This is a genomic window from Flavobacterium chungbukense (assembly GCF_020805785.1).
GTDB classification, from domain to species: Bacteria; Bacteroidota; Bacteroidia; order Flavobacteriales; family Flavobacteriaceae; genus Flavobacterium; species Flavobacterium chungbukense.
Genome location: NZ_JAJGZV010000002.1, coordinates 995,597 through 1,011,626, shown reverse-complemented (window position 1 = coordinate 1,011,626; position 16,030 = coordinate 995,597). Strand labels below are relative to the sequence as shown.

At 33.4% G+C, this 16,030-nt stretch carries 15 protein-coding genes; 1 reads left to right on the top strand and 14 read right to left on the bottom strand.

The window, feature by feature from the left end; all coding sequences use genetic code 11:
* Window positions 1-243: 243 nt before the first annotated feature.
* The 4 genes from LL966_RS09705 to LL966_RS09690 all read right to left on the bottom strand — a co-directional run bounded on the left by LL966_RS09705 (window position 244) and on the right by LL966_RS09690 (window position 3,667).
* Complete coding sequence (locus LL966_RS09705; protein ID WP_229352936.1) at window positions 244-708, bottom strand: DUF1456 family protein; 465 nt, start codon at window positions 706-708, stop codon at window positions 244-246.
* A gap of 96 nt (window positions 709-804) precedes the next feature.
* Window positions 805-1,827, bottom strand: a complete 1,023-nt coding sequence (locus LL966_RS09700; protein WP_229352759.1) for an aminotransferase class I/II-fold pyridoxal phosphate-dependent enzyme — start codon at window positions 1,825-1,827, stop codon at window positions 805-807.
* A gap of 1 nt (window position 1,828) precedes the next feature.
* Complete coding sequence (locus LL966_RS09695; RefSeq protein ID WP_229352757.1) at window positions 1,829-2,839, bottom strand: dipeptide epimerase; 1,011 nt, start codon at window positions 2,837-2,839, stop codon at window positions 1,829-1,831.
* Between the two features lie 27 nt (window positions 2,840-2,866).
* Complete coding sequence (locus LL966_RS09690) at window positions 2,867-3,667, bottom strand: alpha/beta hydrolase (protein WP_229352756.1); 801 nt, start codon at window positions 3,665-3,667, stop codon at window positions 2,867-2,869.
* 57 nt (window positions 3,668-3,724) lie between these two features.
* Here LL966_RS09690 and LL966_RS09685 point away from each other — a divergent pair, with 57 nt between their 5' ends.
* Window positions 3,725-4,126: a TerB family tellurite resistance protein gene (locus tag LL966_RS09685; RefSeq protein WP_229352754.1), complete on the top strand. Its 402-nt coding sequence runs from the start codon at window positions 3,725-3,727 to the stop codon at window positions 4,124-4,126.
* On the opposite strand, the gene uvrB is transcribed toward LL966_RS09685, so the two are convergent.
* The 10 genes from uvrB to LL966_RS09635 form a co-directional block, all read right to left on the bottom strand.
* Entirely contained in the window at window positions 4,123-6,114 is a 1,992-nt protein-coding gene (gene uvrB / locus LL966_RS09680) for an excinuclease ABC subunit UvrB (RefSeq protein ID WP_229352753.1), read from the bottom strand. The genes LL966_RS09685 and uvrB overlap by 4 nt on opposite strands.
* A gap of 46 nt (window positions 6,115-6,160) precedes the next feature.
* Window positions 6,161-7,099 carry an alpha/beta fold hydrolase gene (locus LL966_RS09675; protein WP_229352752.1) on the bottom strand — a complete coding sequence of 313 codons (939 nt, stop codon included), beginning with the start codon at window positions 7,097-7,099 and terminating at the stop codon, window positions 6,161-6,163.
* Between the two features lie 83 nt (window positions 7,100-7,182).
* Window positions 7,183-7,419 carry a uroporphyrinogen decarboxylase gene (locus LL966_RS09670; RefSeq protein ID WP_229352751.1) on the bottom strand — a complete coding sequence of 79 codons (237 nt, stop codon included), beginning with the start codon at window positions 7,417-7,419 and terminating at the stop codon, window positions 7,183-7,185.
* Window positions 7,420-7,499: 80 nt separating this feature from the next.
* The gene (gene rlmF, locus LL966_RS09665) at window positions 7,500-8,450 is read right to left on the bottom strand and encodes a 23S rRNA (adenine(1618)-N(6))-methyltransferase RlmF (protein WP_229352749.1); all 951 of its coding nucleotides are present in this window, start codon (window positions 8,448-8,450) and stop codon (window positions 7,500-7,502) included.
* A 211-nt stretch (window positions 8,451-8,661) separates the two neighbouring features.
* Window positions 8,662-9,324: a thiamine diphosphokinase gene (locus tag LL966_RS09660; protein WP_229352748.1), complete on the bottom strand. Its 663-nt coding sequence runs from the start codon at window positions 9,322-9,324 to the stop codon at window positions 8,662-8,664.
* A gap of 103 nt (window positions 9,325-9,427) precedes the next feature.
* Window positions 9,428-9,877, bottom strand: a complete 450-nt coding sequence (locus LL966_RS09655; RefSeq protein ID WP_229352746.1) for a DinB family protein — start codon at window positions 9,875-9,877, stop codon at window positions 9,428-9,430.
* Window positions 9,877-10,359 carry a GyrI-like domain-containing protein gene (locus LL966_RS09650; protein ID WP_229352744.1) on the bottom strand — a complete coding sequence of 161 codons (483 nt, stop codon included), beginning with the start codon at window positions 10,357-10,359 and terminating at the stop codon, window positions 9,877-9,879. The genes LL966_RS09655 and LL966_RS09650 overlap by 1 nt, the downstream gene beginning before the upstream one ends.
* Window positions 10,360-10,362: 3 nt before the next feature.
* Complete coding sequence (locus tag LL966_RS09645) at window positions 10,363-11,184, bottom strand: DUF4249 domain-containing protein (protein ID WP_229352743.1); 822 nt, start codon at window positions 11,182-11,184, stop codon at window positions 10,363-10,365.
* 31 nt (window positions 11,185-11,215) lie between these two features.
* On the bottom strand, window positions 11,216-13,600 hold the full coding sequence (locus LL966_RS09640) for a TonB-dependent receptor (RefSeq protein ID WP_229352741.1): 2,385 nt from the start codon (window positions 13,598-13,600) through the stop codon (window positions 11,216-11,218).
* A gap of 140 nt (window positions 13,601-13,740) precedes the next feature.
* A complete protein-coding gene (locus LL966_RS09635; protein WP_229352740.1) occupies window positions 13,741-15,960 on the bottom strand; it encodes an NADP-dependent isocitrate dehydrogenase in 2,220 nt (739 codons plus the stop codon).
* Window positions 15,961-16,030: the final 70 nt, after the last annotated feature.

Below are 16,030 nucleotides of genomic sequence, written 5' to 3'. Positions count from 1 at the left end.
TTTTTTTTGTTTTATGATGAAGTAGCGTATATCTGTAGAGACGCACTGTAGTGCGTCTACGCAAAGATGAGCACAGTTATGGTTACGTCAGGTAAGACGCACTGCAGTGCGTCTCTACAGTAATTTTGCAAAAAAAATATAGCCACAGATTAAAAAGATTAGAATGATTTTAAAAAATCTGTGTTAATCTTTTTAATCTGTGGCTAAAAAATATCTCAGCTCCCGATCGGGATTGCATTAAAATTATTTCTTATTCTTCCCGTTTTTGAAAACCACTTTTTCAACAACATCTGGTTTCCCATTTCCTTTTGGGAATGATTTCTTTTTAGGTTTTCCAGTTGATGAACCTGATTTTGAAGGACTTTTGTCACCTCGATATTTTTCTGAATCTTTTGGAGCGGCTTTAAATTCAGGTCTTTCTTTAGAGGTTTCTTTCTTCGGAATTTCTGCTTTATGTTTCGCTAAAACGTCAGTTGGGTTTTTAGGGTTTTCTTTTGTCCCTCTTAAATGAATTACCAATCCATTTAAAAAATTTCTCAAAACCTGATCACCACATTCCATGTAATTCGGATGGTCTTCGGCTCTAAAAAAAGCACCCAATTCTGATTTTGAAATTCTAAAATCAACTAATTCTAAAATCTCAACTATTTGGTCGTCACGGAGCATCAAAGCCACGCGAAGTTTTTTAAGTATATCGTTATTCGTCATCATTTATTTTTTACAAAGGTACGTTTTATTTTTAGAGCCACGAATTCACGAATTTTTATTCTCAGAGATTATCAAAAATAATTCATGAGTTCGTGGCTATTTTTTATTTAAAACACCAACCAATTTATCTAAATCTTCTTTTAGATGATTAGCCGTAATTACAATCCGATTTAAAGGCTCGGCTTCTTTTGTGTATTTAAAACTCGCAATAATAATCTTTTCTTGTTTTAATTTTTCGACTAAATCATTTGATAATAAATAAATTAGTGGGTAATTTTTGTCAAACTTAATATTCTCATTTTGAATTAAAATCGAATCAATATAATTCAGATTTTCTTTCAATTTTTGATGTTGGATCTTATAAATTTCTTTCCCATCAGAAAGCGTTTGAACAAAAGCAGGATTCATTCCAGCAGCACTTGTAAAAGTTTCTAATTCTTTTATTTCTCTAATGAATTCTGAATCTGAAGCAATTACTCCACCTGTTAATCCAAACGCTTTTCCTAAAGATGAAACCAGAATTTTTCTTTTAATTGGAAAATCAATTGTAGCATAAATTCCAGAACCATTTTTACCAATAATTCCTAATGAATGGGATTCATCAATAACTAATGTAATTTCCTTTTGTTTTGAAATTTCGTTTAAGAAAGACAAATCAACAGGTTCAGTTTGAAAGGAAGGAACGCCATCAGTCAAAATCGTTATTTTTTCTGATTTTGAATCCAGCAAACGATCATTCAATTTTTCATTTATAAAAACAGGCAGGCTATTTTCAATTTGGATAGCCGAATGAATTTCATTCAAATGATAAAAGCAATCCGTCTGTCTTTTTATTTTTTCCAAAACAATTTTTCCAGCAAGCATTCCAGAAGAAACGGTCAAAGTACTTTCAGAACCAATATGAGAAGCTAGAAAGCTTTCGCCTTCCTCGTAAGCTTTTAGCTGGATATTGGCCGTTCTAGAGCTTCCGTAAGTTGTTCCCCAATTCAAGATGTTCTGGATAACTAAATCCTGAAAAGGTTTATGGGTTGGAAGTCCCAAATAAGCTGTTCCTCCAAAATACAAATACTGTTTTTGGTCAATTTCAATAATACGGTCAGGAAATTTATTGACTATCATTTTACAAAAGTGTAACGCCAGTTCCGTTCAAATTAGAATAATTGATAACGCCGTCTGCAATCGTTACGCCCGTTGCAATATCTTCAGACAAAAGTAAAGCACCATCCATATCAACATAATCTAATTGTGGAAGTAAATGGGCAATAGCAGATATTCCAACTGTAGATTCCGTCATACAGCCGACCATTGTTTTTAATCCTAATTTTTTCGCTTCTTCAATCATACGTTTTCCAGGTGTTAGGCCGCCACATTTTACCAGTTTTACATTCACGCCATGAAAATGATTGAAGCATTTTGCTACATCTTCTTCAATGATGCAGCTTTCATCAGCAATTACGGGAAGAACAGAATGTTTAAAAACTTCTTTATGACCTTCCCAATTGTCTGCTTTCATTGGCTGTTCAAGAAATTCAACTCCTAACTTTTTTAATTCGACCGCATTATGAATGGTTTCGTCAACAGTCCATCCGCAATTAGCATCGATTCTAAAAATAGCATTGGTATGTTTTCTAAGTTCTTTTACAATCGCTATGTCTTCCTTTGTACCCAACTTAATTTTGTAAATAGGCCAAGGCAGCTCTTTCATTTTAAAAACCATTTTTTCAATCGTATCAATGCCGATTGTGTAATCTGTTAGCGGATTATGATCTGTTTTGTAATTCCATAATTCGTATAATTTTTTACCTTTTTTACGAGCGTACAAATCATTATAAGCTAAATCTAAAGCACATAATGCAAACATATCGTCTTTTAAATACGGATGCATTTTTGACCAAAATACTTCAGGAGTTTCGTCTTCGGTATTTTCAATAATGCTTCTGATTTTTTCTAAATCCTGCATCATCATAGGTACCGTTGTATTGTAATAAGGATTGGAAGTTGCTTCTCCAAAACCTGACAAACCATTGCTTTGCAATTCTACAATTAAAGATGGTTGAACATCAATAGACTCTCTCGAAATGGTGAAAGTGTGTTTTAGTTTGAGATTATACTCTCTTAAAATAAGTTTCATTTTTATAAATGTATTTTTTATTTCTAATTAATAACCCAGCCAAATAATTGCCTCAGCAAAATGATCACGCCAGAGTTTTTCATTATGTTCTCCGCCTTTTACAATTTTTATTTTTTCAAGATGAAGACAATAACAGCGTTTGGTGTCTAATAAACGTTTCATTTTAGTTAAATCGTTTACCATGTCATCACTTTCTTTATCGCCACACAAAAAATAGAATTTAGTTTTGATTTTAGGTTGTTTTTCTGTAAAGGTATAAATGTCGTTAGAAAACCAAAATGAAGGCGAAAAAACTCCTGCTTTTCCAAAAACTTCAGGATATTTTAAAGCACCGTAATACGAAACTAATCCGCCAAGTGAGCTTCCTAAAAGAATAGTATTTTTCGCTTTTGGTTTGGTTCTATATTTTTTGTCGATATAAGGTTTTAGTGTTTTTACAATAAATTCTAAGTAATTGTCTGCATTTCCACCGCCATATTTTTCATTTTTAAATGGAGTCAATTCGTCAATTCGTTTTTCATTTCCATGTTCAATGCCAACAACAATTATGGGAGCTTTTAAACTGTCTAATTTTTCATCAACATTCCATTCGCCAGAATACGAAGTTTTAGCATCAAACAGATTTTGAGCATCGTGCATATAAATTACACTGTACCGTTTTTGAGTTTGCTTAGAATAATCTGAAGGAAGATAAATCCAGATTTTTTTTGAGGTTTTAAGTTGAGGAGCTTCAATTGTAAAAGTAGTCACATTTTTTGAAGCCGTACTTTCTTGAGCCTTTCCGAGAAGAGTAAATAAAAATAAAATAGCTAAAAAAAAACTCTTCATTACTCGTGTTTTGTATTTATATCTAAAAGCAATATTTTAGCTAAAAATAATAAATTGATGAATACAGAAGCAGAAAAAAGAAGTTTACTTTTAGAAATGATTATGTTCGCCACTGTTGATGGACATTTGCATAAACGTGAGCATGATTTTTTACAATTGGTCGCTTTAGAACTGGGGATTAGCGATGCAGAATTTAAAGATTTGTTTCATCAGGAAATAAAACCAATCGCTATAAAATCTGAATTGCAGCGTGTTAATCAATTTTATAGATTGGCTTTATTAATGCATTGTGACGGTGTTTTGCACGAAAGGGAATTTAAAGCGATTCAGCAGATTGCTTTAGAAATGGGATTGAATCTTTCTGCGGTAAAACGTGTTTTAGAGATGATGAAAAAAGCACCCAATGCAATAATTAATCCAGTTGTTTTACTAGAAATTTTTCAGGAACAGCACAATTAGGCGAGCTGTTCCTGTAGTTTTTTAATTTCATCACGAAGTTTAGCTGCTTGTAAGAAATCTAATTCCTTAGCTGCTTTTTCCATCGTTTTACGTTTTTCGCGAATAATTTTTTCTAATTCAGTCTTAGATAAATAGGCAGTTTCTGGTTCGGCAGCAACCGGAATCGGATGTCCTAATTCATATTCGACCAATGGATTTTTCGTGAAAGCGCTATCTATTTTTTTATTTAAAGCTTGAGGAACCAAATTGTTTTCTACATTAAAATTGATTTGTTTGGTTCTTCTATAATTAGTTTCATCAATTGTTTTCTGCATACTTGCCGTAATTTTATCGGCATACATAATTGCTTTTCCATTTAAGTTTCTTGCCGCACGTCCAATCGTTTGTGTTAAAGATCTATGATTACGTAAAAAACCTTCTTTATCTGCATCTAAAATGGCAACAAGAGAAACTTCTGGTAAATCTAAACCTTCACGAAGTAAATTTACTCCAATCAAAACATCAAAAATACCTTTACGTAAATCCTGCATAATTTCGATACGCTCTAAAGTGTCTACTTCAGAATGAATGTAACGACAGCGAATATTGACTTTTGTCAGGTATTTTGCTAATTCTTCTGCCATTCTTTTGGTTAATGTGGTTACCAAAACTCTTTCATCCAATTCGCATCTAACCTGAATTTCTTCAATCAAATCATCAATCTGATTTAAACTCGGACGTACCTCAATCGTTGGATCCAATAATCCGGTTGGACGAATAATTTGTTCAACATAAATTCCATCCGATTTTTGCAGCTCATAATCTGCGGGAGTTGCAGAAACATAAATTACCTGATTTTGTAAGGCTTCAAACTCTTCAAATTTTAAAGGACGGTTGTCCATGGCAGCAGGTAAACGGAAGCCATATTCAACTAAGTTTTCTTTTCGGCTTCGGTCTCCTCCGTACATGGCATGAACTTGAGAAACCGTTACGTGACTTTCATCGACAACCATCAAATAATCGCTTGGAAAATAATCTAACAAGCAGAAAGGTCTTGTTCCTGCTTCACGTCCGTCCAAATATCTTGAGTAATTTTCAATTCCAGAACAATATCCTAATTCGCGAATCATTTCTAAATCGAAATTGGTTCTTTCCTCTAAACGTTTAGCTTCCAGATGCTTTCCGATTTCTTTAAAATAATCGACCTGTTTGACCAAATCTTGCTGAATCTGCCAAATAGCTCCTTGTAAAACCTCAGGTGAAGTCACAAACATATTAGCAGGATAAATGGTCAGCCTTTTAAATTTTTCTATTACATGTGACGTTTTAGCATCAAATGATTCGATTTCTTCTATTTCGTCCCCAAAGAAGTGAATTCTATAGGCATCATCTGCATAACTTGGATAAACTTCCACCGTATCTCCTTTTATCCTGAAAGTTCCTGGATTGAAATCGGCTTCTGTTCTAGCATATAAACTTTGAACTAAACTGTGCAATAATTTAGTTCTCGAAATAACTTGATCTCTCGTAATTTCAATTACATTTTTTTGAAATTCTACCGGGTTTCCGATACCGTATAAACAGGATACGGAAGCGACAACCAAAACATCACGTCTTCCTGAAAGAAGCGATGAAGTGGTGCTCAAACGCATTTTCTCCAATTCTTCATTGATAGATAAATCTTTTTCAATGAAAACTCCGGTAACGGGCATAAAAGCTTCAGGCTGATAATAGTCGTAATAAGAAACAAAATATTCAACCGCATTATTTGGAAAAAACTGTTTGAACTCAGAATACAATTGCGCAGCCAAAGTTTTATTATGAGCCAAAACTAAGGTTGGTCTTTGCACTTCTTGAATAACGTTGGCGACCGTAAATGTTTTTCCGGATCCCGTAACTCCTAATAAAGTTTGATATTTATCTCCGTCGACAATACCTTGTGCCAATTTTTGTATGGCTTGCGGCTGATCTCCTTTTGGACTATATTCTGAAGTAACTTGAAATTTCATTTTTGTATACTGAAAATTGGTTTTGTAAAGATACGAAGTTTGAATACTAATCTAAAAAATTAATCATCGCATCATTTACTGCTTTAGGTTGATCGATGGTTAAAAAATGACCAGCATCTTTGATAATTTTGGTTTTCGAGTTGACTAAATATTTATCAGCACGTTTCAGACTTTCTTCAGAATTAATAACGTCTTTATCGCCAATTAAAACCAATACAGGATTTTGTATTGATTGTAATTCTTTGTCTGAAAACGGATGCATTTTAAGCATGCTCGAATTTGATTTTGCATATTTATTAGCTAGATAAAACTGTCGTTTGTAAATGCGGCTTATATTTTCTGGATGAGTTGAAAAAGTGGTTAATGTTTTTCCAAATTTCTTTTCACTTGGAAATAGCTTTAACATTAGAGCAGAAGTTGTTTTCCCTAGCTTATCTATAAATTTAAAAGTCTGAGCCGGACTTAATAAAACTATTCTATCAATTGAATTTGGTTTTTGAGTTGCCAATAAGGTGGCAATCCAACCGCCTCGCGAAGCAGCTACAATGTCAAATTTCTTTAATTTATAATATGTGAAAATCTCATTGTACCAAATGGCAATTTCTTCTGATGAAAGAGATTTTGAAGCTAAATTAGATTTTCCGGGTTCCATTAAAAAATCAATGGCGTAAATGCGATGGTTTTTCGCCAGAGCTTTTATGTTCGGATACCACATCGTAGAACTGGCATCCATTCCGTGCAGTAAAACCAAGGCTTTTCCGTTTTTTGGTCCTGCAATGACTACATGAGCTGTTCCAAAACTTGTTTTGACATCTTCTTCAGTGTAAGGAATATTCCAAAGCTTTAAGGCCTTATCATATGCATTTTGATATTTTACTTCTTCAGTTTTAGTTTTAAAAACATAATCTTCAAATTTTGCCTTTTTTGAGGCACAACTTGAAACTAAAAATAATATAATGATGAGGCGGGAATAGTGTTTAAGCATAGTATAAAATTCATTTTCACCTTAAAGTTACGTTTTTAGCAAGCAAAAAGTGTATCAGAATTTTATCTGAAAACATCATAATTTTAAGATTTGTCGTTTTTGAAAGCTAGATAATAAATCTGTACAAATGCTAAAATTGCATTGGGAATAATTACGGGCCAAAGCCATTGATTAAAATCGCTGTAATCGTTTAGAAAGATGCCGTAGATTACAAAACAAATGCATCCAAACATATTAATAAATCGGATAGTTCTAAGATTTTTCAATAAAAAACCTCCGACAATAAAAACAGATGCAAGATAACCAATATATTCTGCCATAATCTTGATTTTAAATTGTTTACAATAAATGTAGCAAAAGCAAATTATAAAATCAAGGTTTAAAGTTGAAAATGAATCTATTAAAAGAAATGTTTTTGAGAATTTCCAGCTTCAAAAAATGTCCATGCCACAATGCGGCTGTTTTTTTGACCTTGCGACATTTCAATTGTTTTTACTGAAGAGGCATTTACTTTCTTTAAAGTTTTATATATCGAAGAAAGATTTTCTTTTTTAGAAACCAAAGTGCTAAACCACAAAACTTGCGAAGTATATTTGGCGCTTTCGTAAATCATTTGGGTAATAAATCCAATTTCTCCACCATTGCACCACAATTCAGCATTATGGCCTCCGAAATTTAAAACAGGATTTGTATTTCTTTTTTCTCTCGGATTAAGATTTGAAACCTTTCTCGAAGCACTTTTGTTTGCTTCTTCTGCAGATGCATGAAAAGGCGGATTACAGATCGTAAAAGCAAAACGATCTTCTGGCGTAATTATATTTTTAAAAATAAATCGAGGTTCTGTTTGCTGCTGTAAGCTTATAGAATCAATTAAATTGGGATTTGCTTCAATAATTTTACTGCAATTTTCAATAGATTTTTGATCAATATCTGTTCCGACAAAACTCCAGTTGTAAATCGAATTTCCTAGTATTGGATAAATTAAATTGGCTCCAGTTCCTATATCTAGACCTAAAACATGAGGTGTTTCAGGAATTTGATTGTTGTTGCTTTCAGCTAATAGATCGGCTATATAATGAATATAATCTGCTCGTCCTGGAATTGGCGGGCAAAGATAATTTTTAGGAATATCCCAATTCTGAATATCGTAATACGTTTGAAGCAAAGCTTTATTTAAAGTTTTTACTGCAAGCGGATTACTGAAATCAACCGTCTCTATTCCGTATTTATTAAGAGAAACAAAAGCTTTTAATTCAGGACAATTTGAAATCAGTTTTTCAAAATCATATTTCGAACGATGAAGGTTTCTTGGATGTAAATTGTCTTTTTGTGAATTGTTTTCTGCTTTCATTTTTCTTGATTTCTGTGCAAAGATAGGTATTCCTTTTTTGAAAGAAAGCTCCAGAGGAACGTAATATTATAGCGAGTTGATTTGTCATTAAAGAAAAAGCTCCAGCGGAGCGACATAAAAATATATCGCTCCGCTGGAGCTTTAATTAGATTATAACATTTTAATCTATCAATATTTCGTCCCGCTGGGACTTTTTTATTTTTTAATTTTTCTAATCAAAACATTCCATTAAAAGTAAATCTCCTTCGCGATGTGTAATCGTTACAATGCCATCTTTTTCAACAGAATTACTGCTTCCAGTTCTATAACCCATTGTAAGCGTATCATCGTTTAATTCGTATTTCAAATTGTTAGAATTAATTCCATTTACGACACCAATAGGTATTAGAGAAATGGGAGTTTTTGCAGTGTACCATTTCTCAAATTTTGAAGGCAAAAGAAATATTTTCGAATGATCGTCGAGAATTACAATCTTAATCAGATTACGATAACGAACAATATTGGTCAAATTTGTAATAGTATGATCGGCACGTCTTCCGGTTGCCCAAACGACATTTACGGCAGGAATTTTTCTTGCAATTAAATAATCAAAAGCTTTTTCTAAATCGGTTTTGTCTTGATCTGGAGTATGAACGATTTCTATTGGAAATTGAGACGTTTTATAGATTTCAGGATCAAAACCGCGATCAAAATCTCCCAAAAGAACATCGACTTTTATACCTAACTCAATTACTCTTTCGATAGCCGAATCTAAAACGACAACTAGCGGAGACCATTCTAATAATTGTCCTAAAAGTTCAGGATCGCAGGCAGCGCCATTTGCAATTATTAAAGCTGGTTCTTGATCGTCTCGGACTATATGGTGTGATGACATTTGAGTTTTTTTGAATGTGAAGCAAAGATACGGGTTAGAATTTTAGATTGCAGATTTTAGATTTTAGATTTTTTTCGACTTTTAAATAATCTACAATCTAAAATCAGAAATCTAATAATCTTCGGTGGTAATTTATTTGTCCTAAGTGATACGCTAAATGAGTAGAAAGATGAACTAAGAAAAATCCAGTTGTCATTTCTTTTTCAAAAACAATTTGCGGATACTTCTTTTTTAAATCTTCATCAGTTAAAGAATCTAAAGCATTATTTACGACTACAATTGTATTTTCTATTTTGGATATTAATTCCGATTTTGGAATATCTTTCGATGAAAATTCTAAAGGACGATCTCGAACATAATCCGTTTTTCCAATTTCTGCTCCAATATAAGTATTCAGATTACCAATTAAATGAAGACAAAGGTTTCCTGCCGAATTTGAAATGTTTTTATCGATAATCCAAAGTGAACTCTCGTTTTCATACGATTCGATTTCGAATTTAAGTTTATCTAAATCTCGATTGTAAAGTATTTTTAAGGTTTCGATTAGTGCCATTAATTTCTATTTTTTATCGGAATCCAGATTTCCTCCTCAGAAGTTGGATCGTCTTTTTTGTATTTTTCATTCATTACTGCAAAATGGGGTCTTTCGTCAACAATGTATGTGGAATTAGGAAGCCATTCAGCAAAAATATAATTGTAGGTTTTGTGAGCCTCAGTTGCTGGTCCTAAATGAAGAAACACGGCATATAGGCCACCTGAAACAACTAATGTCTTCATCTCAGACGGAAGATTCTCAAAACTTGAAACTTCTACTGCCGCCCATTTTTGAAAATCATTGCTCGGATTAAAGTTATCAAAGTAATTTTCTGGATAAACTTCAAGCGAATATAAATTGGCGTTGATAGTATTTTTAATTTCTTTCTTTTTCGGCATAAAACCATTCCATAATTGAAATGTCTTATTTTCAGTAAAAGACATTTCGATGAAATGTCCAGTAAGTTTTTTTTCGGCTAAAGTTTTGATTAGGGGCTGCATAAATTATTCAATTTTATATTTTTTATGATCGGTTTCGCTCAAAGAGAAATAACCGAGAGGGTAATTATTTTTATCAGTAGTATTAATTATGTTTCCTTTTACAGTTGCAGGTGGTGATTGAAACGGACCTCCAACGTTAGAGCCTGCAATGCTTACCAGAATATTCATGTAATTGTAATATTGTTTGGAAATTCCGTAATGCGTTACTTCGATTTCATCTCCAGCTTTTAAATCTTCATCTTCAGTGTTGCTGTAGATTTCATTTCCTTGATAAAATTTGTCCTCAGAAACATAAAAAGTCGAAGTTACTTTGCTAGAATAAACATACTTAAACAAATAATAGTTTTCTTCATCTGCTGGATCTGTATAAAAAGCCTTTATTTCAACTTCTTTTCCTGTAAAACCTCCATCGTTTTTTTGTTCAATTCGAGTTATCGGTGCAACAGATTTTAGTGTTTCAGTGGCAGTGTAAGTGTTTCCACCGCTAACGACCGTTAAAGTATAGGTTTCATTAAGGACAGGAATAAAATTGTTACAAATATACCGCCCTGATTTATTAAGTTCTGTAAAGTTAAATCTTTGATTTTTGCTATTGGTTACAAAAATTACCGCACCAGAAACTATAGGCACTAATTGATCAAAATAACCTGTAGTTGTAGTTAATTTAATCACTTGTTGTCTTCCTGTTGAGCCTTTTTCCCAATTAATTGCGGCTTCAATTACTAATTTTGGAGGAGCAGTATTTAGGTCAACATCAACAACATCTTCACAACTTGTAAAGGAAAGAAAAGTAAAAAATGCGATAAAATAAAATGCTTTTTTCATACGTATATTTTTAGTTCTTAACTTAATTTTTTTAGAATTTGAAGTTGTAGCTTACCGCCGTAACAACTCCGAATATAGACAATTGTACCGCTTCATTTACACCAGTATCAACATTTTGGCGAAAGTTAATCGATGCCGCATTCATTCGGTTATAAAGATTGTAAATACTGAAAACCCATTCTCCTTTCCAATTTCTATCTTTATTTTTTCTGGGTGTCAAAGTAGCCGAAATATCTAAATGATGATAAGCAGGAAGTCGATTTTCATTTCGTAATCCGTAACTCGGAACTGTAATTCCTAAATATTCATATTGTCCGTTTGGATACGTTACAGGCTGCCCCGACTGCAAGGCGAAATTAGCGCCAAAAGACCATTTTTCATTTAAATTGTAAGCAGATGTGATGGCCAAATTATGCGTTTTGTCATAAGCGGAATTATACCACTTGCCATTGTTGATTCCAGGTTCTTCGGCTGTTCTTCCTGGAGTTTGCTGTTCTGATTTTGATAAAGTATAAGAAACCCATCCATTAAATTTTCCTTTGTTTTTTTTGAACATAATTTCTAAACCATAAGATCGCATCTGGCCATTTAGAACAACTTGTTCAATCGCGTCGTTGGCTATTAAATCGGCTCCATCAATATAATCTAGTCTATTTTGAATTTCTTTATAATAGGTTTCAATTTCAAAAGAATAATCACCATTTCTAATGTTTCGAAAATATCCTAAAGCAACCTGATCTGCAAGTTGAGGTTTAATATAATTATCACTCGGCATCCAGACATCTAAAGGAGTGGGAGAGGAAGTATTTGAAATGAGCTGAAGATACTGCGCCATTCTGTTATAACTTGCTTTTAAAGCTTGATTTTCATTTAATTGATAAGAAACAGAAAATCTTGGTTCAAAATTATTATAGCTTTGAATGACTTTATTTTTTCCAAAATATTTTGTTGAAGTTGGTGTTCCTTTCTCATAGATCTGTAAATCGCTATTGAAGACAACTGATTGATTATTATTGTAATAATTAATCGTAGAAGCTCCCAATCGATAGAATAAACTATAGCGTAATCCGTAGGCAACGGTAATCTTGTTAGAAAGCTGACTTTCGGCATCTAAATAAGCTGAGGGTTCAAAAGCATATTTTTTATCTAATTGGTCAGGATTTATTCCAGAATCTGTTCCTGTGGGCTTTATGGTTCCAGGGTTAAATTCATAATATGTTCCATTTACTCCATAATTGAGTTTCAATTTATCTGAAAGATAATATTTGAAATCATATTTAATATTGTAATTCTTGATTCCAGAATCCCATTTAAAGCCTACAAAATCAAGGTCTAAACCATAATAATAATCGCTGTATATCAAAGAAAGATTAGAGAATAACTTATTAGAGTACAAATGATTCCATCTCAAATTTAAAATTGAATTTCCGTACGTATTAGTAAAGCTTTTATTAAGCCTAAAAACATCGCGACCAAAATAGCCGGAGAGATATAAACTGTTGTTGTCGTTTAGTTTGTAACTCAGTTTGGTATTTAAGTCATAAAAGTATGCTGCGTTATCTTTGTTGTCTTCTGAGAGTTTTAAGAATAAATGCGCATAAGAAGCTCTCCCTCCAATCAGAAAAGAACCTTTATCTTTAACAATCGGACCTTCAGCAAGTAATCGGCTTGAAATTAGGCCTATACCACCATTCATATGAAAATCTTTACTGCTTCCGTCTTTTTGATAAATATCCAAAACGGATGAAGCTCTGCCGCCGTAACGCGCAGGAATTCCTCCTTTGTATAATTTTAAATCTTTAATAGCATCGGGGTTAAAAACAGAGAAGAATCCAAAAACGTGAGAAGAATTAAATATTGTAGCTTCGTCTAAAAGAATCAAGTTTTGATCGGCACCACCGCCTCGGACATTAAATCCAGAAGCGCCTTCTCCTGCATTGGTAACTCCTGGGAGCAATAAAATAGATTTTAGAACGTCAACTTCACCTAAAACTACTGGCATTTTTTTAATAGTCGAAATAGAGAGTTTGTTGACACTCATTTCAGGTGACTTGATATTTATTTTGCCTTTATTCTCTGTGATAATAACTTCTTGAAGTTCTTGTGCATCGTTCTCGCTAAGGGAAAAATTGCTTTTTGTATTTTTATCTAAAACAATGTTTTTTAGAATCGTTTGATAACCAATGTAACTGATTTCAATTTCATATTCTCCTTTTGGTGCAGAAAGAGAATAGAATCCATATTCGTTTGTAGTAGTGCCAATTTTTAATAATGGAATATAAATAGTAACCCCAATTAGAGTTTCGTTGTTTTTGCTGTCGTTGATAGTTCCGCTTAAAGTGAATTTGTCCTGTGCAAATGAGGTAAAAATCGCTAAAATAAAAAGAAAAAATGTAAAAGTATTTTTTGTAATCATTGTATTGATTTTGATTTACATAGATAACAATTCTTGTTTATATATTCGGAAGAAACGACTGTTAAACATAAGTTAAGAAAAAAGGACAACCTTTCGAGTTGTCCTTTTTTATTTATGCAATAATACAATTGTATTCTGAATTATTTGATTTTAGCAATAATAGCGTTGAAAGTTTCGCTAGGACGCATTGCTTTGCTTACTAACTCTGGAGTTGGTTGGTAATAACCGCCAAGAGTTTGTGGTTTTCCTTGAGCGCCGATTAATTCTGCATCAATTTTAGCTTCGTTAGCTTCAAATTCAGCAGCAATCGGAGTAAAGATTGCTTTCAATTCAGCATCTTTATCTTGAGCAGCTAAAGCTTGAGCCCAATAGAAAGCCAAATAAAAGTGAGAACCACGGTTGTCAATTTGTCCAACTTTACGAGCTGGAGATTTATCGTTAGCTAAGAATTTATCGTTTGCTTGGTCTAAAGTTTCAGATAAAACAATTGATTTAGAGTTATCTAAAGTTTGTCCTAAATGTTCTAATGAAGCACCAAGAGCTAAAAATTCTCCTAATGAATCCCAACGTAAATATCCTTCTTCTGTAAATTGCTCAACGTGTTTTGGAGCAGAACCTCCAGCGCCAGTTTCGAACAATCCTCCACCGTTCATTAAAGGAACGATAGATAACATTTTAGCAGAAGTTCCAAGTTCTAAAATTGGGAATAAATCTGTTAAATAATCACGTAAAACGTTTCCAGTTACAGAGATAGTATCTAAACCTTTGATGATTCTGTCTAAAGTAAATTCAGTAGCAGCAATTGGGTTTAAAATACGGATATCTAAGTTTGTAGTATCGTAATCTTTAAGGTATTTTTGAACTTTTACGATTAATTCTCTATCGTGTGCTCTGTTTTCGTCTAACCAGAAAACAGCAGGCGTGTCAGATAAACGTGCTCTGTTTACAGCTAGCTTTACCCAGTCCTGAATCGGAGCATCTTTTGCTTGACACATTCTGAAAATATCATTTGCTTCAACGTTTTGTTCCATTAAAACATTTCCATTTGCATCAACTACACGAACAATACCATCACCTTTAATTTGGAAAGTTTTGTCGTGAGATCCGTATTCTTCAGCTTTTTGAGCCATTAATCCAACGTTTGGAACGCTTCCCATTGTTTTAGGATCAAAAGCACCATGTTTTTTACAGAAATCGATAGTTGCCGTGTAAACTCCAGCATAAGATCTATCAGGAATAACAGCAAATGTATCTTGTGCTTTACCTTCTTTATTCCACATTTGTCCAGAAGTACGAATCATTGCTGGCATAGAAGCATCAACAATTACGTCTGAAGGAACGTGTAAGTTTGTAATTCCTTTATCAGAGTTAACCATTGCCAAAGCTGGTCCGTTTTCTATCGCTGCATTAATTGCTGCTTCAACTTCTGCCTGCTCAGGTCTTCCTGCAATTTTAGCGTAAATATCGCCTAAACCGTTTCTTGTGTCAACGTTTAATTCAGCGAATAAAGCTTCGTATTTTTTGAAAACATCTGCAAAATATACTTCAACGATAGCGCCAAAGATAATTGGATCAGAAACTTTCATCATTGTCGCTTTTAAGTGTACAGAAAGTAAAACTCCTGCAGCTTTAGCTTCAGCAATTACATCAGCAGCAAAAGCTTTTAATTTACTTACGCTTAAAACAGAGCTATCAATAATTTCTCCAGCTTTTAGAGGAGTGCTTGCTTTTAATACAGTTGAAGTTCCGTCTTTAGCAACGAATTCGATTTTTACATCATTAGCTTCTGAAACAGTAAGAGATTTTTCGCTTCCGTAGAAATCACCTCCTGACATAGAAGCTACTTTAGTTTTTGAGTCAGCAGACCATGCGCCCATTGAGTGCGGGTTTGCTTTTGCAAAGTTTTTAACTGCTCTTGGAGCTCTACGGTCAGAATTTCCTTCACGTAAAACTGGGTTTACAGCAGAACCTAATACTTTTGCATATTTTGCTTTAATTTCCTTTTCAGCATCGTTTTGAGGATCTTCTGGGAAATTTGGTACGTTGTATCCGTGCGATTGTAATTCAGCAATTGCCGCTTTTAATTGCGGTACAGATGCAGAAATGTTTGGTAATTTGATAATGTTAGCTTCTGGCTGAGTTGCTAATTGGCCAAGTTCTGCCAATGCGTCTCCAGTTTTTTGAGCATCGGTTAAAGAATCTGGGAAATTTGATAAAATTCTTCCTGCCAGCGAAATATCTCTGGTTTCGATTTCAATTCCAGCTGTCGCTGTAAAAGCTTGAACAATTGGTAATAGAGAGTAAGTAGCCAATAACGGCGCCTCATCAGTTAAGGTGTAAAAAATTTTTGATTTTGTCATTTTCTTTTTTTTTTATAATCGTATCGTCAGGAGTTAACGATTTCAAAGATATATTCGGCTCAAAATGAGC